Raw genomic sequence first — 20443 nt, 5'->3', positions numbered from 1 at the left:
CTTTCAGCCTCCGTAGTTCTTCAGACTTCTCTTGCAGGGCCTTGCCGGCTGCTACCAAACAAGGTCCAACGCCGGCAAGAACTTCCGCTCCGCGAGCCGCTGAAACCCATCTGGAGTGGGATGTAGCTCGTTAGCCCACTGACGCACCGTCAATGTGCCCGCCGTCTTCAACGCAACGATCTTTCCCAGGCCGGGCTCTGCCGCTAACTCATCCTGGGCTTTGCCAAACGCAGCTACTAGATCTGCGAAGAGGTCCTTGCGCAGAGAGACAGGAACGCTGCATTTCTCCATCGGCACCTTGAGCCAGTCGGCAGGCCCAAAGACCCCCTCTCCCGTCGCGTACGCGTCGTCATAGTTGTGGAGCACAACAGCGGCGGTCGGGTTGTATGTTCTGAAGAGTTTGATGAGCCTTCGGTAGTGCCCGATGATCTTGTCCAACGCCGTGGACGGCTGGCCATTGGAGTAGCAGGCTGGAACCGACTTGCAGGCCGAGCAGTTGGCCTTGATCAGCTTCGGGAAGTTCGTCTGGCCCACGATGTCGTTCCCGCCACCGCTAAGCAGAAGAGCTTTCACAAGAGGGCCTCTTGCGTACATGTCGAAGGTAGTCTTGATGGAGTCGGCGTACTTGCCCTTCCATTCCGATGCCTCGGAGCCGTTGTAGCCGGCAACGACGATCGACTGCAGCGGGCGGCTTCCCGCGATCTCGCCGAGCAGGTTATCGAACGGATACCAGAACCAGGAGTCGCCCACGGCAAGCGTCGTGGGCGATGCGCCTCTCATCAGGGCGTCTTGGTGCCCGTAGAACAAATTCGGGATCGGCATGGGAACCCTCCTCGGCGCGACATTAGCGGAGAGAAAAGTTCTAGAGCATCCCGTTTTTGTGGGATGTCCCTGCCCAAGGCGTTTGTGCGGCCCTACGCCTTCTCAGCCATCTTTTGAGCAATGCCTCTGTCTCCCGTAGCAGATTCATCGCGCTACCCGAGCATGAGGTATCGATGTCGCCCCCCTGTTGCTGCCGCCAAGAGCGAATGGCTCTACCTCAGAGGGTCAACGCCTGATCTACAACTTTCACGGCGCCCAGTCGTGCCTTTTTTCCAGCTTCCGCAAATTGCGCCAGAGTCGTTTGCGGATCAGCTCCCAAATACTCCGCAATCAACATCGCCTCGGTCGGTCGGCTCCGTGTGTGGGGATCCGTCGGAGTCTCCCAATCGTAGGTGGTCGCTGCGACTGGCTGGCTCATGCTGACGTGCTTTTCAGGCATCTTCACCATCAGCTGCCGATCGGCAAAGACCAGCTCCAGATCGGACTCCGTGAGCGGCAAGCCAGCCTTCGCGATTTCATTCAGCGGATAGAGATTGCCGGCAGTCAATTCGCGCGCGCTCTTCTTTGAAGATTGCAGGACAAAGCTGAAATCGGCCTCCCCTTTTGATGTGCGTTTGTAGCCCGCGACAGTGCTCATCGCGAGCCTCAATTGCTCTTCAACAGCTTGCACTCCCAGTAACTGCCGGTAGGGTCGGTCCAGTCGATCCAAGGGCACCTGAGCGTTGTGGATGCGAATCTCGATCAACGATCGTTGTCTGGATTGCGGCTGGCCCCATCGATTCTCGACATCGAGGTATTCCTTCTGCAACGCCAGTTCGCGCTGAAACGGCTTCATCATCGCTTTGACACGAACAACGAGTTCAGCAAGGTCCATCTTCCCTTCGCGCTCGCGTTCCGTGACGATCTCCATGTCCGCCCATGACTCCCATGTTGCCGAGGGGACTTCGACGAACGCGTCGCTGTCGAACTTCATCGACTCCTTTTGCTCTTCGTCCATACCGGATTCCGGCACACGAATCCGCATGGCCGTGCCGTCCTGGGACTTTTGGGCGTTCCTCCATCCGGTCGCCAGACTTCCTCGATATTTGATGCACGAGTCACGGATCCATGCGCGCACTCCGGCTTCTCCACGGGCCAGCGCATCGCCCACCTGGCATCGAGCCTTCTCGAGCGCCTCGAGGTGTTTGGCCGTTGCCTTGCTGTCCAGATCGCTATTTACGAGCTTCCCTTTCAGCTTCTGAAGTTCCGGCTGGATGGCTTTGACGAGATTGAGCTCGCTGAACAGCTTGTCTCCAGCCTCAGCCTTGACTTTCCAGTTCACCAGAATCGCGCTGAGGGTCGCTCCGCTGGTCTTCAGCTCCTGATGAACCGCGTCCTCATTTGGTCCGATCGCCCGCTCGGCCAACATGTGGAGAATCTTTTTCAGCCGCTGATGATGGTGCCGGACGATCGCCACACGTCCCTCTTTCTGCAGTTGGCTCTGGCGGGCGAAGTAGCGCAGCTTGTCTGCCTGCGGCAACTTTCCCGGATCCTTGACGTTGGCCAGATCATCCAGCGTCGCCGTATCCAGGTCGAGAGTGAACGTGACGGCGAACCTCGTATGAATCGCCTTGATCAAGTACATACCGGAAGCTCCTGGCTTGAAGAGATGAATGGGTCCGGGATTCATGGAGGCTGATTGGTTCGACTCAGGCCACGAGACCCTCGCATCAGCACTTTTCCTCGGCCGTCTTGCTCTTTTTCCGCCATGGAGCACTCGCACCCAACACTCTGGATGCGCCTGCCATTTGCAACAGCGTCTTTTCGGCCTCCCATGTCTCGGTATGGGTACTCCCGAGCGGTACGGTAGCGAAGCGCCGAGTGCTGGGCATCACCACTTTGTGGGATGCCCAGCGAAGCTGATAGAAAAGCTAGAACCTTTTACTTCGGCGCACTAACCTGGAACAACATCTCCGCCTCCCGAGCCAGATCAGAGGCAATCCAGAGCATGTGATCCCGATGCTTCTCCCCCGCCTCCTCGAACCACCCGTTGCCGTCGCCATAACAGCACCACAGCAGCGAGTTCAGCTGCGCCAGTTTGATTTCGAGTAGTTCCCTTGCCTCGTCGGGCGTCGGGGTCGGCGCCGTGGGCTTGGTGGTGGTGCCGCGCGTGGTGTTGCTGCTGCGGCGGGAAGATTTGGGCGTGGAACGCCCGGCCATAATTCGCGTAGCCATTTGGTGTGCTCTCTTTCCAAGGTGTTGCACGTCATGTGGTCAGACGGTCAGGGTGTTTGCGCGCCCTGGCCGTCGCCTTTTGTGCCTCACGTTCGCACCAGTGCACCGAGGAGCACCGGCAACCCGCCGTGAGGTAGGCGGTTCATCAGTTCACTTGGTCAGCTCTTGGGGAAAGCTCCTTTCACGATCAGTGTTCGTCGCCCACAAGGAGGGGGGTCTTGCGGCAGGGGCATTCACTGTAGAGAAGTGAAAGCCGCGCGAGAGAAAAGAATTCGTCGAGGATTTCTCGAATCAGCGAGATATCTGCCGGGGCGCTGCGGCGAGACACAAAGCCCTGACAGTTGGAGGCTGTTGAAGGCAGCCCCGCTCGCTGGTCAACACGGCCTTGGGTCACTATCGTCTCGAGCATGAGAAACCTGAAATGGATTGAAGTCCCGGGCGCGTCGTTGGCTCTCGAGCACCAAGCGAACCACGGCACTACCGGCATGCCAGTTCTTTTTCTGCACGCCAATGTTGCGGACCGACGCATGTGGCAAGGCCAATGGAGCGCATTGACGCCAACCCACGCAGTGGCAAGCTACGACCGGCGGGGCTTCGGAGAGTCGCGCACGTTGCACCCCACGCCCTATTCCAATGTCGCCGACCTTTGGGCAGTGATGGATTCACTGGATTACGACAAGGCGGTGCTGGTCGGCTGTTCCCTGGGAGGTCGTGTTGCCATCGATGCGACATTGGCTCGACCCGACTGGGTGAGCGGTCTCGTTGTTGTTGCGCCGGGCGTGAGTGGTGCGCCCACCGAACGGCATGACGAGCCGGTAAAGGCGCTGATCGATGCAATCAGCGCTGCTGCGGCGCTGGGTGACCTGGATGCGAAGAACGAGCTTCAGGCGCGCCTGTGGCTGGACGGCCCCTTGAGCCCGACAGGGCGAGTAGGAGGCGACGCTCGCCAGCTCTTCTTGTCGATGAACGGCAATGCTTTGCGAGCAGCCAACCCCGGTGTGGCAACCGAGGAGCCTTCAGCCTGGGAGCGCGTGGAAGCGATTCGGGCGCCTACGCTCGTACTGTGGGGCGATCTCGACCTGCCGCTCCTGCAGGAGCGATGCAGCCTGCTCGCCCAACGCATACCCGGAGCCGAAAGTCATGTACTTCGGGGCACCGCGCATCTGCCTGCGCTCGAGGCGCCCCAGCAGTTCAACTCGGTGCTGAGGCAGTATCTCGACGCCCTGTGAATGGGCGAGCCCAGGCGGTGGGCTGCAGTAGGTTGTTCCCCACGCGTGTGGCACCGGAGCGAGCAAACAGCCATCCCATCTTGACGAAGCGATGCAGCCCGGCCGGCGGGCCAGACTTCAGCTGTCGGCCACAAGCAGCCGATCGCGAATGGCAGCTTCGGCGATGGATGCTCCATCCTCATTCAAGAGGTGTGGAATCGCGAACCCAGAGGAGCAGGCGATTGACGCGCGCAGCCTTCGCTGCCTAACATCAATGCACCTTCCACCGTCGACGTGCCATGAAACGCCGTGAGTTCGTTCTTGTCGGCACTGCGCTCGCCTCGCTCGGCGTGTCAGCGTGCACCCATTCGATCGGAGGCTTCGCCGCGACAACCTCGCGAGAAGATGGCTGGAACACCGCCGCGGGCGACGACGACAAGCTCGTCGACACCACCGCACTCAGCAAGATGGCCGATCGGCTTGCGGCTTCGGGGTCGAACATTCACTCCGTCCTTGTCGTGCATCGCGGCAAGCTCGTTTTCGAGCGCTACCTCCAAGGCAGCGATCAGGTGCCAACCAGCTTTTTCGGCAGCCGTGTGGAGAACGTCGTCTTCAACGCCGGCACGCGCCATGCAATGAAGTCAGCGACGAAGAGTGTCGCGTCGCTCGCCGTCGGCATCGCGATCGACCGGGGGCTGATCCATGACGTCGACGCGCCGATCCTTGGCTTCTTCCCCGAACTCGCAGACCTGCGAACGCCGGAATCGGATCGCCTGTTGCTGCGGCACGCGCTCGGCATGACGCTCGGCCTCGAATGGATCGAGTCGACGCCCGCGACCGGCGATCTCGCGAACGACGAAACGCGCATGTATTTTTCGGGCGATCCGTGCCGCTACGTGCTCACGCGCCGAGCCGTGGCGGCGCCTGGGCAGCAGTTCTTCTACAGTACCGGCGCCCTGGCGCTTGTATCGGCGATCCTGCATCGGGCCACCGGCAGACCACTCGACGAGTTCGCGCGAGCGAGCCTGCTGGAGCCCCTGGGCATCTCGGGCGAAGAATGGAGCCGAATGGGCAGAGACAGCGACGCCGGCGGTGGCCTTCGCATGCGCCCGCGGGACATGGCGAAGATCGGGCAGCTCGTGCTGGCGGGCGGGCGCTGGGATGGACGCCAGATCGTGTCGAAGGGCTGGATCGAAGCTTCCACCGCGTCGCTCGTCAAGGCAACGGACGACCAGGACTACGGCTACCTTTGGTGGAGCGGCCATGCCAGAGCGCACCGGCGAACCGTCCGCTGGATCGGCGCACTCGGTCGAGGTGGGCAGTCGATCCGCATCGTGCCCGAACTCGATCTCGTCGTCGCAGTGACGGCGGGCTACTACCAGGACTACAGCCCGCAGGCATTCAAGGTGCAGTACGGCGTGTTCAGCGACGTGCTGCAGGCCATCTCACCGTCCCTGTGACCTCGGATACGGTGACTGACCGCTTGGCGATGGCCAGCGCGGTGCTTGCTACATCCGCCCCGAGCTGCCTCTGAGGATCAAGATGACTTCACCGAGCGCTTTCGCACCGAAGAAGCTTGGGGTGCCTCAAAAAGGGCCCTGCAAGAGCCTCAGAAACGAATGATCCACTCGCCGCGCAAATACCGGTACTGATAGCTCGGCCCCGCGAACGTGGTGCTGCGGCTGTAGCCGGCACCGAAGCGAAACACATGCGCTCCCCTCACCGGGCTTTGCAGGCTCACGTCGAGGAGCCTCGTGGGTTGGCTCATGTCGTGGTTGATGGTCTCGTTGCCGAGGCCGGCCGTCACGGAGGCGGTCCATCCCTGGAAGCGGTGGCGCCAGCCGATGGCGAACATCGACTCGCTGTAGCTCGTGGGGTTGAAGTAGGCCCTGTCGACGTCGTCGTGGGTGCTTCGGTATGTGCGGTAGCGCGCCTGCAATGTCAGCCCGAGGTCGAGCGAGGGCTGGTAGATGAGCCGCACGCGTCCGTGGTCTCGCCGGTTGCCGTCTGAAAAGTACTGCTGCGCGAGCAGACCCACCAGGGTGAAATGGCTGCCGAGGCCCTGGTCGACTGCGACGCCGACGAATGTGAAGTCGATTCCCCTGTCCAACGATTTCGGGGTTTCGACCCAGTCGCGCGTGACGAGGAATTCGACCGCGGTGCTTTTCGTGGGCGATATGCGATAGCTGCCGTCGAGCGTCAGCAGCGTGTGGCCGCCCTGCTCGAACACGCCGGCCTCCATGGTGCCGCCGTCGGCCGTTCTGGTTTCTATGTTGCGGGCGAGGAATGTGAGTTTCTGGCCGCTTCTTCGCCAGCTGTCCTGCTTGTATTGGTAGTCGCCGAGCCTGAAGCCCAGGAAGCGGTCGGCATTTTCAAAGGCGGGAAAGAATTCGACCGACACGCGGCGCGACTGGAAGTGGTCGCTGTCGTTGGTCAGGAAGAACTCGGGGCCGAAGGCCATGGTGGTGGTTTTTTCCTTGTTCTCTTTTTCTTCCTGCGCCTTGCAGGGCGCGGCGGCAATGAGCATGAGTGCCGGAAGAAAAAGAAAAGCGGCGGCCGAATGCCTCGATGCCAGGGTCATTTGGTCCCCCAGGCCTTGGGCCTTTTGAAAAGCTCGTCCAGGTATCCGAGAACGCTGGCCGGCTGCAGGATCAGGCTGTAAAGCAGCACGTAGATGAAGAAGCCCTGGAAATTCTTTCGCACGACAAGACCCGTTTTCTTGAACATTCGCCGCTCGATGGAAAACATCAGCAGGCTCAATGCGAATGCGGCCGGTATGAGCGCAAGGGTCATCGGGCCGACGATCCAGAAATAGCCGAACAAAGCGAGCACCAATCCCGGCATGAATCCGATGGTGTAGGCCAGGTCGAGCCACGGAAAAAGCAGGTTCCAGTAAATGAAGAAGGTCGACAGCCGCGGCTGCAGAAGAATGCCCGGATGCTTGACGAAGGCCTCGGTCATGCCGCGCGCCCATCGCTGGCGCTGCTTCACCAGTTGCCGGATGCTGGTGGGCACGTTGGTGAAGAGGCAGGCGTCTTCGCAGTGGCCGATGCGGTAGCCGGCCTTCAGCAGGGCCCAGGTGAGCACGATGTCTTCGCCCACGCATTCGGGCCAGCCGCCAACCTCGGTGAGCGCGTCGCGGTCGTAGAGAGAAAACGCGCCCTGTGCCACCAGCGTGCCCTGGAAGAGCGACTGCACCCGCTTGATTGCCGCAATGCCGTGGAAGTAGTCCCACTCCTGGCAGCGTGTGATCCAGTTGAAGCGCGAATTGCGGACCAGGATTTTTCCGGCCACGGCCCGCGTATTGGGCGGGTCGGAGTGGTAGCGCTCGACGATGCTGGTGAGCGCGCCCTTGTAGAGGAATGAATCGGCATCGACCGTGATGACGATGTCGTGCAGCACCTGCTTGAAGCCGATATTCAGGGCGCGCGCCTTGCCGCCGTTCTGTTTCAAATCGACGAAGGTGATCCACGGATATCTGGCGCAGGCGCGCTCGACGACGGCGGCGGTGCCGTCTTTGGAGCCATCGTTGATCACGATGACCTGCAATTCGCCGGGATAGTTTTGCCGCTCGATGCTGACGAGGGTTTCCTCGATGGAGGCTTCCTCGTTGTACGCGGCAATCAGGATGGAAATCGGGGGATACGTCAGGAGCGTGGAATGCGGCGGCCTTTTGTCCAGAAGCAGGCTGATGGCCAGGAACGCATTCATGAACCCCGGAACAATGGCAATGCCGTAAACCAGAAAAACAGCCAGCACGGCGCCGATATGGCTTTTCAGGTCGGTCAGCCAGGCCTGCGCGGCCCAGATCGAAAAGGCAACCCACGCCGCGGAGCCAATCAACGCTATAAGAAACTTACCTGACACGGGCAGGTAAATCATCGAATGCGCTGTCTTTTGGCTACTCTCGTTCATATCGCCTTTTGACAATTCCGCGAAATGTAATCTTCCGCGGAGGCGATGAATAGTCTGGTTACCCCTTCAATGCATGTTTGCAACAGTCGCGCACCGGCGTGCGCGAGTGCTGTTGCTATTTACGAGGGATCGAACCCCGGCGCCGAATTGATTTCGTTCGGCTTGTAGATCTTGTGCTGGGCCACACCGCTGCCCGCATCGGTCACCACCAGCAGGCGCCACAGCGGCTCGCGCGTGGAGCAGGCGGTTTCTTCCTTGCTGAGCTTGAAGCCGGGCACGCCGGGCGCGGTGCCCTTGACGGTCACGCGCAGCAGGGTCTGGCCCTTGGCGTTCGACACTTCGAGGTCGAAGCCCTTGCCGGTCATGTTCTCGGCCTTGTAGCCGTAGCCGGTGAAGTGCTTCACCACGTATTCGAGGGCGGCAGCCTGCACTGCTTCGGGCGTGGCCTTGTCGTCGTCGGCTGCCTTGGCGGCGGCGGAGAGTTTCTGCGGCACGTTGCCGCGTTCGCGGGCGGTCTGCACTTCGGCTTCGCTGGGCGCCCAGCCGCGCGGGCCGCGCACGAGCACGGCGAGCTTCTGGTCGGGCTCCCAGCTCGCGACGTGCCATTCGTCGTCGTCGCGCACGCGGGTGGACACCTTGGCGTCCTTGTTGCTTTCCACTTCGAGAATCGCGATGCGGTTGGTCTGCACCACGGCGCGGAAGCCGCCGCCGGCGTCATGGCTGCGCTTGAGCAGCGCGAGGCGGTCCTTGGCGCGCTGCACCTGCTGGGCGCTGCGCTCGCCGCCGCCGGCGCGATGGTGAACGTCGAGCGATTCGAGGTAGAACCAGCGCCCGTTGGCGGCCACGTTCACCCATTCGGCCCAGATGGTGGCGATGACGTTGTCGCCGGTGGCCAGCCATGCGTGCTCGAATGGCTTGTCGCGCGCGTCGAACACACCCATCTTGGCGACGATTTCCACCGGCGTGAGCCGGGGGCCCGAGAGCCGCATCTCGTCGATCACAGTGAGTACGCGGGGGTCGACTTCCTTGTCCATTCAGCGGAATTTTCTTGAGGTTGATGAGGTTGGGAGAGGGGGCTGGGAGTATGCCGCATCGCCTGCCGCCGGCCTGCGAGTGACCTGTGGACAGGCGCATCGGTATGGCACGATCCGGGGAATGAACGAGCCGTCACGCCGCATACCGTATCGCACCTGGCCGGGGGCGCTGGCGGTGCTCCTCGCCATCGCGGCCTACGTGGGCGGCCTCACCTACTGGGACCGCCACACCTCGGGCAACCGCCCTCTTCCCGCGGGCAAGACGGTCGAGGCGGGCCAGGCCCGCTTCGTGCCGGCCGAGGGGTGGGAAATGGACGTGTCGCGCTCCAAGGCGGGCCAGTCGCTCATGCTCTTCAAGGGCGGCCACAAGTTCCTGGTTTCCACCTTCCCGTGGGCGGGCGGGCCAGACGGCCCGCTGGTGCGCCAGCAGCGGCTGATGGAGCGCGGCCAGCGGCTGCAGATGGACGGCGACGTGTCCGACTTCGTCACCTCCTGGGGCCTGCAGGGCAAGACTTTCGCGTACTACGGCTCGAAGCTGGCGGGGCGCTTCTGGCAGGTGGTCGACCAGCGGCGCAAGTCGCTGGTGCAGATCGATTTCTACGGCGCCAGCGACGGCATGGAAGAGGCGCTGGCGGACGCGCGCAGCATGCTCGACTCGATGGACCTGGAGGCGCCGCAGTGAACGCGCCCGTCTTCGACCGGAACGACCAGGGCATTCCCACCAACCAGGACACCGGCGCATGGCCGGTGGGCACCGACTCCTTCTTCCAGCCGCGGCGCGTGGCCTTCTGGGTGCTGGTGGCGCTGATCGTCAACGGGCTCTTCTACCTGGCCTACATGTTCTCGATCGGCTTCCGGGTGGTGCCTGTCACCGCATTGCTGGGGCTGACGGTGTGGGGCATCTACACGCTGCTTTTCGTGCTGGCCTTCGGCACGCTCGACCTGCTGGAGCAGCACCCGCCCGAGGCGTACGTGCTGGCCTTCGCGTGGGGCGGGCTGGGGGCGGTGTACTTCGCGGCGCCGGCGAACATCGCCATACAGAGCCTGTGCGCCAAGCTGGTGTCGCCGGAGTTCGTGGCGATGTGGGGGCCGGCCATCGCGGGGCCGATCACCGAAGAATTCTTGAAGCTCATGGGCGTGATCCTGCTGGTGCTGGTGGCACGCAACCAGTTCCAGACGTACCTGTCGGTGCTGATCGTGGGCGCGATGGCGGGGCTGGGCTTCCAGGTGATCGAGAACCTGAGCTACACGGTGCGCTCCTCCATCCACTTTCCGCTGGAGAACCAGGTCTATCCGGTGCTGCTCAACCTGTTCACGCGCGGGCTGCTGAGCGGGCTGTGGAGCCATGCGGCCTACACCACCATCGCTTCGTTCGGCGTTGCGTGGTTCCTGCTGCATCCGCAGCGGCCGATGGTGGCGCGCATCGCGGTCGCCGTGCTGTGCTTCCTGCTCGCGTGGGCTATGCACTTCATCTGGAACTCGCCCTTCCTCGAAGACCTGTTCGACGGCGGCTACGGCGAGATGGCCGTCATGCTGGTGATCAAGGGGCTGCCCGCGATCATCGTTGCGGGGCTCTTCTGGCAGGTGGCTGCGCGCGAGAACGGCACCTACCTGCACGCGCTGGCGGCCTGGTTCGTGCCCGAGCGCGACCTGATCCGCGACGACGAATGGGTGCGGCTGGGCGCGCCCATGCAGCGCTACAAGGTCCGCCGCGAAATGGGCTGGACCTACGGCTGGCGCGCCAGGCGCCTGAAGACGCACCTGCAGCGCGAGCAGCTGCGGCTGATCCGCAAGGCAGCCACTTACGGGCGCGGCGCGCAAACGCTGCGGCACGAACTGGCGGTGCGGCGCCTGCGCGCCAAGCTCGATCCGATCATCGAAGCGCGGACCTGAGGGGTGCCTTCCGCCCGGGGCAGCAGTCGGGCGGATGCGTTGGAAGCAGGCAACTCCTGCCCTTCCTCGCGGAAAAGATTGCTAAAGTTGTACGCGTCATGCGTCGACAAAAAGAACAACTCGGGCTGCGCCTGCTGATGCTGTTGGTACTGGCGGTACTGGCAGCCGGATGGAGTGCCTCCGCCCGTGCCGTGACGCTCATCGACCAGGCCCGGCTCACGCTGACCTTGCGCGGCCACGAAGCCACCGCGCCAAACCCCGACTCCCCCTCCGAACCGCACACCGTCTCGCTGCCCTACAACTGGGACCAGCGGCAAGGCGCCGTCGACGGCGAGGCGCGGTTCGCATTCGACGTACCCGTGACCGACCCGGCCATGCCGCAGGCGCTGTTCGTGCCGCGCATCGGCAACAGCTTCAGGGTGCTGGTGAACGGGCGCGAGCTGGCGCGGTTCGGCACCTTCCCGCCGGGGCCCTACGACGATGCCTCGTTCACGCCGCAGTACTTCACGCTGCCCGCTGCGGGCTCTGCCGGGCCGCAGCGGGTGGAGATCGTCGTCGCCGCGCAGGCCGCGCGCCAGGGCGGGCTTTCTCCGGTGGTGGCGGGCAGCGAGGCCGAGATTCGCCCGCTGTACGAAGACGCCCTCTTCTGGCAGATCAGCGGCGGGCGCTTCATCGCCATCGTGAGCGGCGTGCTCGGGGCGCTCTCTCTGCTGGTGTGGCTGCGGCAGCGCGAATCCGTTTATCTCTTCTACGGACTGGGCGAGCTGCTCTGGTCGGTGCAGACGGCGCGCGTGCTGTTCACGCACGCGCCGTTGCCCTGGCCGTGGTGGGGCGTGGTGCCGCTGGCGGCGTTCCAGGCGGCGGTGCCGCTGCTGTGCCGCTTCGCGCTGGCGGTGGTGGGCAAGGGCGACACGCGGCTCGCGCGCTTCCTGGGCCTGCTGGCCTTGCTGGCGCCAGTCACGGCCACGATCGGCATCACGGTGCCGTTGCTGTGGCTGATGCCGGCGTGGCAGCTGCTGTTCTTCCTGGCCGGGCTGGCGATGGTGGTGGTGGTCGTGAAGGTGGCGGTGCGCAGCTCGGTGCTGGAGCATCGCGTGCTGGGCGTGGCGGTGGTGCTGGTGGTGCTGAGCGCCGCGCGCGACAACTGGGTGATGCGCACATCGCCCGAGGCTTATGCGGTGGTGCCGTGGATCCGCTTCGCGTGGGTGGGCTTCGCGATCTCCCTGGCTTGGGTGATCGCCGAGCGCATGCGCAAGGACGTGCGCGCCATGGCGCAGATGAACGCCTCGCTCGAAGCCGAACTGGCCGAGCGCAATGCGGCGCTCGAAGCCGTCTTCGCTCGCGAACGCGAGGGCGAGAAGGCGCGCGGCGCGCTCGAGGAGCGGCAGCGCCTCACGCAAGACCTGCACGACGGACTCGGCGGACAGCTCGTCGGCCTGCTGCAGATGGCCCAGCAGCCCGGCGCCGCCATGGGCGACGTGGCGCTGCACCTGCGCGATGCGGTGGACCAGCTCAAGCTCACGGTGGACGCCATGCACGGCTGCGAGGGCGACGTGGCCTCCGCGCTGGGCAGCGTGCGCTACCGCCTGGGGCCGCGCCTGCAGGCGGCCGGCATCGACCTGCGATGGGACGTGGGCTCGCTGCCGACCATGACGGGCTGGAGCGCGCGCGAATCGCACCAGTTGCAGATGCTGCTCTTCGAGGCCTTCGGCAACCTGATGGCGCATGCACAGGCGACGCAGGCCGGCCTTGGCGCGAGGCTGGTGGAAGGTTCGGGAGAACGTGCCATCGAGATCGAGCTGCACGACAACGGCCGGGGCTTCGACACGCAGGCCGCATTCGCTGGCAAGGGCCTCGCAAACATGCGCACGCGTGCCGCGGCGCTGGGGGGCACGCTCACCGTTCGCTCGCAGCCCGGGGAAACCAGCCTGCTGCTGCATCTGCCCGTTCCGGCAGAAGCATCAGCACCGGTCGAACCCGGGCCGGAGCTGGATCAACTGCCGATGCGGCCGGCGAACGGCACGCTGCGATAGGGACTTCGCGCCCCGCTCAGCAGCATGCGGTTGGTGCGCAGCAGGTTCTCTTCGCGCGCATCGGAATACTTCCAGATCAGGCCGCCGGCGATGTACGCCGCGCTCACCTGCGACCAGTCGGTGTATGCCTCGCGCACCTGCTTCGCGAGCCCGCCGGCAAAGCCCGCGAATTCCGCGCGCTCGATGTAGCCGAGCTGCACCGCCCAGCGCGACAGGCTGGCCAGGCGCACGGCGTCCCATGCGACCAGGTCGGATATCTGGCCGGGCGAGGCCTTGAAATGCTTGCGCAGCGCGTCGACCCAGCTCTGGCTGCCCGTCATCAGCTGGGCCAGCTCCGCCATCGGCTTGCCGCTTTGCGCCGCGAGCTCGCGATAGTCCAGGCTCTTGCGCGCCTTGATCTGGAAGAACGAGGGGAAGAAGGCGTCCATCACCATGCGCAGGACGGCGGGCGTTTCCTGCGTTGCCGTGTCGATCGCGGCAATGGCCTTCCACAGGGGCTTGTATGCCGAGCGCTGCCCCTCCTCGACGAGCCATCGGGCGGTCTGCTCGAAGCTGGCGCGGTCGTGCACGCTCCAGACCTCGGCGATGCTCTCGCGCAGCACGTCGCTGTCCTTGCCGGTGGGCACCGCGTTCATGAAGTCGCCGTTGAAGGCGGAGAGCGGTGCACTGAGCGTGACCAGCCATTGCTCTTCGCCCGCGAGCACGTAGGCGGTATCGAAGTGAAGCTCCTGGTTGTCCATCAGCGCATGGCCGAGCGCATCCATCATTCCCATGGAAATTCCTGTGATCGAAGACAGAAGGGAGCTGCCCGGCCGGCGAGCGGGTGCCGGCCTGGCGCGACCCGCGCGCCGCAGCCCGGAAAGGGAGCGATGCTACACAGAAGCGCCGGCCGGGATTCTGATGAATTCTTTGCTCGCACTTTGGCACTCGGCGGAACGGGAAAGGGAGGCGGGCTCCGAGCCCTCCTCCCTTTCGCTTTTTCCGCGGCCGTGAAGCCCGGGACTACTTGCTGAAGCTCAGCGCGCTCGTCAGGTCGCCCATCGGACGGCTGCCGTTCTTCACGAGTGCGGCGTCGCGCTCGACCAGGCCCTTCAGCGGCGGCAGCGACCAGCGGTGCGTGATGAAGCGCAGCGTGGAGGCGGTGTCGTACTGGGTCTTGTCGACGAAGCCCTTCTTGGCGAACGGCGAGACGATGAGCGCCGGGATGCGCGTGCCGGGGCCCCAGCGGTCGCCCTTCGGCACGGTGGCGTGGTCGTAGAAGCCGCCGTTTTCGTCGTAGGTGACGACCACGAGCATGTTCTTCCACTGCGGGCTGGCCTGCAGCTTGGCGAGTACGTCGGCGATGTGCGCGTCGCCGTCTGTGACGCTCGCATAGCCAGGGTGCTGGTTCAAGTTGCCCTGTGGCTTGTAGAAGCTCACTGCGGGCAGCGTGCCCGCGGCGACGTCCTTCAGGAAGTCGTTGTCGAAGTCCTTCAGGTGAGCCGCGCGGGCATCGGGATGGGCGACCGGATCGAAGGCGGCGTAGTAGTTGAACGGCTGATGGTGCGACTGGAAGTTCGGCACCTTGTTGTTGTAGATGACGGTCCGGTCGCTGCTGGCTGCACTCCAGGAGCCTGCATACCAGGCCCAGCTCAACCCCTTCGCACTCAGCAGATCGCCGATGGTCTGGCCAGTCTGCGGCGGGAGCGTGGTGGCTGCAGCCGGATCGGCCAGCTTGCCCGTCGTGTCGCCGGCCGCCGGCGCGTTACCGCTTGGCTGGTAGGCCGGCTGCATGGTGTTGACCGCGTAGAAATTGCCGGCAGCGTCCTTCGGCGTCAGCGTGCTGTCCTTCAGGTACGTGGGCGCAGCATTGAGCACAGAGGTCGATGCGTTCGCTGCCGGCGTGAGGCGCACGAAGTTGCCGTTCGCGTCGGTGTCGATGGCCGAGATCGACTTGTTCGCGGGCGAGTTCGCTGCGTCAGCGTTCGGGTACACCGGCGCGCAGGCGCACACGAGGTACTGATGGTTCAGGAATGAGCCGCCGAATGCACCCATGAAGAAGTTGTCGGCCAGCGTGAAGCTCTTCGCAACTTGCCACAGCTTCATCTGGGTGCCGTCGTAGTAGCCCATGCTGAGGCCGCCGGCATCCGAGTAGGCGGTGAACTTGTCGTTCTTGCCGCCGTTGATCTGCATCTGGTTGTTGTAGAAGCGATGGACCAGGTCTCGCGTGATGACGGTCTGATCGACCACTTTGGCGGTGTTGGGGAAGCCAGCCGCGGCATCGATCTGGAACATCTTGTTGGGCAAGCCAGCGCTCTCCTGCTGCGTGACCGTGACGGTCTGGCCGGCCGCCGTGACACCGTTCCACACAGGCGGCAGCGTCGGCAACGTCGAACCGTCGAAGTCCTTCTGCGGCTCCGGCGTGGACGTCGACGACGTGGGGTTCACGCCCGGAATGCCGTTGGCGCCGGGGAACAGGCCGTACAGGTTGTCGAAGCCGCGGTTTTCCGCATAGATGACGACGACGTTGGTGATCTGGTCGAGCGCGAAGCGGTTGCGCAGCGCGGCGATCACGTCGCCGCCCGGGCCGGCTTCTGCCACTGCTTCGGCGATGCGCTCGATGGACTGGTCGATCTCGTTCTGCAGCGCGGTCTTGATGGCCGGGTCGCTGATCTTGTTGTGGTCGGCCAGCAGTTGGGCTTCGGGCACGCCGAGGCGTGCGGCCAATGCGGTGCGGGCGGCCGCGAGGTTGCCGCCGTTGGCATCCATCAGCGCGACCAGCTCGGTGCTGATGGCGCTCACCACGCCGTTGGCGGCGGCCGGCGCACGGAACACCAGAGGCTGCGTGACGGCGGTCTCGGTGTTGGTGTCCGGATCGAAGCGCTTGCTCGAGGTGCCGATCTCGACCACCAGGGCGCCCTGGCCCGAGAGCGTGAAGGCGCCGTTGGCGTCGGTGGTGGCGCCGGCCTCGCCACTGTCGCAGCGGCCGTTGTTGTTGGCGTCGATGCAGACCTTGGCGTTGCGGTAGTAGCTGCCGGTGACCACGCCCGAGGTGGTCGGCGTGGCGCTGCCGGAAGGGAATGCGAGGAAGCCGGGGCCGTTGTCGCTGCCGCCGCAGGCCACGACCATCGCTGCCGCCGCGATGGCCGTGGGCCAGGGGGTCAGGTGGCGAACCAATTTGCGCCCGCGAGAGGACGCCTTGCTGGATTGGGAGGGGGTCATCATGTGTGGAGTTATGAGATGTGGATGAACCAGACCGGCGGTCGGGCGGCAGGATGCTCTGCCCCGGCCGTGACAGCGGCATTTCAGGCGCACAGATCGCCAGAGAGTCAGGCCGGAGTCAGGTGTTGGTCAGGCCTCTTTGTGGCTCCTGCAGCCGCTGTTCGAGGTGTTTCGCGCGTTGCCCGATCGCGCGGCCAACCCGCGGCCATCCACTAATTCGCTCCTAAGTCTTTTGCCTTTTGACTGACACAGGGCAAACCTAGATTCATCCGCGATCCGCAGCGGCGGCGCCAACTCACGGCGGCGTCGCCTGCTGTTTCTCGCGCTCCTCCCACACCCGAAAGAAGAAATTGAAAGCCACTCAAAAAACCAGATCCGGCTTGCTGTACCCCGCCCTGACCGTGCTCGCCGCTTCGCTGCTGGCGGCATGCGGAGGCGGCGGCGATTCAGCGCCTGTCGCGTTCCTCCCGCCGCCCGCCAGCCAGCCTTCGGGCTCGGGCAGCACCACCGTCAGCGGTGTGCTCACCGCCAGCGCATTCAAGCCCGGCAGCAGCACAGACCCGGTGATCGCGGCCGGCTACTACGCGGGCGCCACCGTCTGCGTGGACAGCAACGGCAACGGCCATTGCGACAGCGGCGAGCCGGCAGCCGTGACGGATGCCGGCGGCAAGTTCAGCCTCTCGCTGTCGGGCCCCTCGGCGCTCATCGCCGACATCGGCACCGGCGCGAAGAACACCGCCACCGGCACCAGCGTGCCCACGCGCGAAGTGCTGCGCGTGACGCTCGACCAGGTGAAGGAGCAAGGCACGTCGGTGGTGGTGAGCCCGCTGTCGTCGGAAGTGGCCCGCCTCGTCGAGGCCAACGGTACGAGCTACGCGACCGAGAAGCAGAACCTGGCCACGCGCCTGGGCGTGCCGGCTAGCGCCGTGCTCGCCGACGTCAACGCCGCGGCGGCCGGCGTGCAGACCGCCCTGCTCGCGGAATCGAACGCGCTCAACAACCGCTTCGCCTTCGCCACCACCAAGTTCGACCGCGGCGACCTGTACCCCGACGCGCTCGCCAACCCCGGCGGCGACCCGCGCCTGAGCGGCATGGCCGGCGTGACCGCGGCCACCGCCACCGTGGCCGACAACCGCAAGAAGATCACCTTCCTGCAGTCGCAGCAGGCCGCCTTCAACGTGGAAGGCGTTCCGCGCTACGACAACATCTTCATCGTGATGCTGGAGAACAAGGCCACGATGTCGATCCTGAACTCGGCCTACGCGCCCAAGATCAACGGCTACCTGAAGGCCGGCAACCAGCTCGCGAGCTACTACGCCACCGGTAACCCGAGCGAGCCGAACTACACGGCACTGGGCGGTGCGGACGACTGGGGCATCACGGATGACGCGCAGTGGAACTGTGGCGCGACCGGCACCAACGCCGTGCAGGACACGCCAACACCCGATGCCTCCCAACCGGGCCTGAGCAAGTCGCCGTTCTCGGCCACTTGCGCACAGGCCACCAACCACAACATCGTCGACAAGCCCAATCTCTTCAATGCCATGACGAGCGCCGGCCTGACCTGGCGCACCTACAGCGAATCGATGAACCCGGGCCAGGACTTCCGCACCGACAGCGTGGCCGACAACAACGTCACCGCAAAGGACAACGTGTATGCCCCGGGCACGCTCGGCGGCAACGCCGCAACCATCGGCGACCCCACGCTGGTTCTGCCGCTGCCGGCGGGCCTGTACAAAACCAAGCACCACCCCGGCATGGCCTACCAGAACGTGCGCAGCGCGCCCGAGTGGAAGTACAGCAACCGCACCATGGGCGGCGGCCAGTGGGACACAGCGCTGAAGAACAGCCTCGACTACACCATTCCCGCGAACTACGACTACGACCAGCTCGGCACCGACCTGGCCAGTGGCAATGTCGGCAACCTGAACTTCCTGGTGCCCGACCAGTGCGACGACATGCACGGCATCAGCGTGAAGGGCGTGGGCGGCACCGGCACCGCCAGCGACTGCAGCAGCGTCGCGAACAACGTATCGGCCAGCTCGGTCTCGCCGATCATCACGCGCGGCGACAACTACGTCGACTTCACGGTCCAGCGCATTCAGGCTTCGCCGCTGTGGAAGAACACGCAGAAGCGCGTGGCCATCGTGCTGATGTTCGACGAAGGCAATGCCACCAGCGGCTTCAACTCCTGCTGCGGCTGGAACGTGGCGAACAGCACCAAGGCCAATCCGATCAAGCAGAACGCCGACGGCACCTGGTCCGTGGATGCCACGATCACCAACTACACCAATGGCAACCGCGGCCACGGCGAGAGCATCTTCGGCATCCTGACGAACCAGCCCGACGCGCCGAAGGGCGTGTCCGACAGCGATGCCTACAGCCACTTCTCGTTCGTGCGCACGCTGCAGGACATGTTCCAGCTGGCGGACCCGGCCATCGACGGCTCTTACATGAACCGCTCGAAGTACACCGAGGCCTTCATCGCCCAGAACATCCTGAACCTGCCGGAGTACACGGGCAGCGCCGACACGCACTTCGACAGCGTGCGCCCGATCAACCATGCCTTCGTGATCCCGGCCGGCTACACGCAGAAGCAGTCGGGTGACGTGTCGACGACCGCGCAGGTCGGCCCCGATGCAAACCAGTTCAACGTCTGGTCGCTGAAGCAATGAGCGAGCACCGTTCGGGCCCGAAAGGGCCGGCGGTGACGCGCGCGGGCTGGCTCGGCCTGGCGACGCTGGCCGTGGCCGGCGTCGCGGGCGGGGTGCTCATGTCGTGCGGCGGCGGTGGCGGGGGCGGCTCGGCTGCTGTCGCCTTGCCGCCGGCAGCCGCGCCAGCGGCACCGGCAAACTCGCCGGCGGCACCCGCTGCTGCTGGCAGCACGCTGAGCCTCGCGGCGCAGGTGGGCCAGAAGATGTTCTTCGACAAGAACCTCTCCGGCTCGGGCGCGATGTCGTGCGCGAGTTGCCATGACCCGGCGCATGCCCACGCGCCGGCCAACGACCTGTCGGTGCAGCTCGGCGGCGTGCACATGGACCAGGCCGGCCTGCGCGCGGTGCCTTCGCTGCGCTACAAGGACATCACACCGGCCTACGCCGACCTGCTGGACAACCCCGACGGCATCAGCGTGCCGGGCCCCGGCGGCGGCTTCACCTGGGACGGCCGGGCCGACACGCTGGCCGCGCAGGCGCGCATTCCGCTGCTCGACCCGATCGAGATGGCCAACGCGAGCAGCGCCGACGTGGTGAACAAGCTCAAGGCGGCCGACTACGCGCCGCTCATGGCCAAGGCCTTCGGCGAGAAGGTGTTCGACGACAGCGACGCCGCGTTCGCCAAGGCGCTGCAAGCCCTGCAGGCCTACCAGCTGGAAGACAGGAGCTTCCATCCGTACAGCAGCAAGTTCGACCTCTACGCGGCCAACAAGATCGGCGGCAACCTCACGCCGGCGGAAACGCGCGGGCTGAAGGTGTTCACCAACCCGGCCACCGGCAACTGCGCCTCGTGCCACTACCAGGGCGCGGGGCTCAACGGCAGCTCGGCGCTGTTCACCGACTTCTCGTACGAGGCGATCAGCGTGCCGCGCAACGCGGGCATTCCGGCCAACAACGACCTGAAGTACTTCGACATGGGCGTGTGCGGCCCGCTGCGCACCGACCACGCGCCGGCCGCGCCCAATGCCGCGAACAGCTTCTGCGGCATGTTCAAGGCACCGACCATGCGCAACGTGGCGACGCGGCAGGCCTTCTTCCACAACGGCGTGATGCACTCGCTGGAACAGGTCATCCGCTTCTACAACACGCGCGACACGCAGCCCGAGCTGTGGTACCCCACCGTCGGCGGAACGCCCAAGGCGAAGAACGACCCGGACTTTCCGACCTATGGCCTGGTCACCACGCAGTACACGGGCGGCAAGGTGCAGAAGTACGACGACCTGCCGCCGGCCTACGCGCCGAACATCGACACGCAACTGCCGATGGACGGCCGCGCCGCCGGCACCGCACCGCCCATGTCCGAGCAGGACATCGCAGACCTGATCTGCTTCCTGAACACCCTCAGCGACGCGGACACGAAGCCCGCAACGCCCGTCAAGCCTGGGGCCTGCGTCAATTGATTCACCTGC

At 64.8% G+C, this 20443-nt stretch carries 15 protein-coding genes; 7 read left to right on the top strand and 8 right to left on the bottom strand.

What is annotated here, in order from left to right; translation table 11 throughout:
- Positions 1–51: 51 nt before the first annotated feature.
- The 3 genes from BMY35_RS23825 to BMY35_RS38355 form a co-directional block, all read right to left on the bottom strand.
- Positions 52–822, bottom strand: coding sequence for a hypothetical protein (locus BMY35_RS23825; protein WP_093204600.1), 771 nt, complete (start codon positions 820–822; stop codon positions 52–54).
- Between the two features lie 217 nt (positions 823–1039).
- Positions 1040–2446 carry a hypothetical protein gene (locus BMY35_RS23820; RefSeq protein WP_093204598.1) on the bottom strand — a complete coding sequence of 469 codons (1407 nt, stop codon included), beginning with the start codon at positions 2444–2446 and terminating at the stop codon, positions 1040–1042.
- A gap of 296 nt (positions 2447–2742) precedes the next feature.
- Positions 2743–3036 (bottom strand): hypothetical protein, encoded by a 294-nt coding sequence (locus tag BMY35_RS38355; protein WP_177213686.1) that lies wholly within the window; start codon positions 3034–3036, stop codon positions 2743–2745.
- A gap of 407 nt (positions 3037–3443) precedes the next feature.
- Between BMY35_RS38355 and BMY35_RS23810 the strand changes: the two genes are divergently transcribed.
- Both BMY35_RS23810 and BMY35_RS23805 read left to right on the top strand, forming a co-directional pair.
- A complete protein-coding gene (locus BMY35_RS23810) occupies positions 3444–4265 on the top strand; it encodes an alpha/beta fold hydrolase (protein WP_093204596.1) in 822 nt (273 codons plus the stop codon).
- Between the two features lie 278 nt (positions 4266–4543).
- Complete coding sequence (locus tag BMY35_RS23805) at positions 4544–5704, top strand: serine hydrolase domain-containing protein (protein ID WP_093204594.1); 1161 nt, start codon at positions 4544–4546, stop codon at positions 5702–5704.
- Between the two features lie 149 nt (positions 5705–5853).
- Here the strand turns inward: BMY35_RS23805 and BMY35_RS23800 are convergent, their stop codons facing one another.
- From BMY35_RS23800 to BMY35_RS23790, 3 genes are all read right to left on the bottom strand, one after another.
- The gene (locus BMY35_RS23800; protein ID WP_256229398.1) at positions 5854–6825 is read right to left on the bottom strand and encodes a porin family protein; all 972 of its coding nucleotides are present in this window, start codon (positions 6823–6825) and stop codon (positions 5854–5856) included.
- The gene (locus tag BMY35_RS23795) at positions 6822–8126 is read right to left on the bottom strand and encodes a glycosyltransferase family 2 protein (protein ID WP_256229396.1); all 1305 of its coding nucleotides are present in this window, start codon (positions 8124–8126) and stop codon (positions 6822–6824) included. Before BMY35_RS23795 ends, BMY35_RS23800 begins: the two co-directional genes overlap by 4 nt.
- 152 nt (positions 8127–8278) lie before the next feature.
- The gene (locus BMY35_RS23790; protein ID WP_093204586.1) at positions 8279–9193 is read right to left on the bottom strand and encodes a protein NO VEIN domain-containing protein; all 915 of its coding nucleotides are present in this window, start codon (positions 9191–9193) and stop codon (positions 8279–8281) included.
- A gap of 121 nt (positions 9194–9314) precedes the next feature.
- Here BMY35_RS23790 and BMY35_RS23785 point away from each other — a divergent pair, with 121 nt between their 5' ends.
- From BMY35_RS23785 to BMY35_RS23775, 3 genes are all read left to right on the top strand, one after another.
- Entirely contained in the window at positions 9315–9875 is a 561-nt protein-coding gene (locus tag BMY35_RS23785) for a hypothetical protein (RefSeq protein ID WP_093204584.1), read from the top strand.
- Positions 9872–11086 carry a PrsW family intramembrane metalloprotease gene (locus tag BMY35_RS23780; RefSeq protein WP_093204582.1) on the top strand — a complete coding sequence of 405 codons (1215 nt, stop codon included), beginning with the start codon at positions 9872–9874 and terminating at the stop codon, positions 11084–11086. Before BMY35_RS23785 ends, BMY35_RS23780 begins: the two co-directional genes overlap by 4 nt.
- A 98-nt stretch (positions 11087–11184) precedes the next feature.
- Positions 11185–13119: a sensor histidine kinase gene (locus BMY35_RS23775; RefSeq protein WP_143080725.1), complete on the top strand. Its 1935-nt coding sequence runs from the start codon at positions 11185–11187 to the stop codon at positions 13117–13119.
- Here the strand turns inward: BMY35_RS23775 and BMY35_RS23770 are convergent.
- Positions 13080–13892 carry a DUF1266 domain-containing protein gene (locus tag BMY35_RS23770; protein WP_093204577.1) on the bottom strand — a complete coding sequence of 271 codons (813 nt, stop codon included), beginning with the start codon at positions 13890–13892 and terminating at the stop codon, positions 13080–13082. The genes BMY35_RS23775 and BMY35_RS23770 overlap by 40 nt on opposite strands.
- 229 nt (positions 13893–14121) lie before the next feature.
- On the bottom strand, positions 14122–16227 hold the full coding sequence (acpA, locus tag BMY35_RS23765; RefSeq protein WP_093204932.1) for an acid phosphatase: 2106 nt from the start codon (positions 16225–16227) through the stop codon (positions 14122–14124).
- Between the two features lie 473 nt (positions 16228–16700).
- Here acpA and BMY35_RS23760 point away from each other — a divergent pair, with 473 nt between their 5' ends.
- The gene (locus BMY35_RS23760) at positions 16701–18995 is read left to right on the top strand and encodes an alkaline phosphatase family protein (RefSeq protein WP_093204575.1); all 2295 of its coding nucleotides are present in this window, start codon (positions 16701–16703) and stop codon (positions 18993–18995) included.
- Entirely contained in the window at positions 18992–20434 is a 1443-nt protein-coding gene (locus BMY35_RS23755) for a cytochrome-c peroxidase (protein ID WP_093204573.1), read from the top strand. Before BMY35_RS23760 ends, BMY35_RS23755 begins: the two co-directional genes overlap by 4 nt.
- The last annotated feature ends 9 nt before the right edge of the window (positions 20435–20443 follow it).

It is taken from the genome of Variovorax sp. YR750, from assembly GCF_900109805.1.
GTDB lineage: Bacteria > Pseudomonadota > Gammaproteobacteria > Burkholderiales > Burkholderiaceae_C > Variovorax > Variovorax gossypii.
The sequence above is the reverse complement of the archived record's forward strand: the minus strand, read 5'-3'. Positions and strand labels throughout refer to the sequence as shown.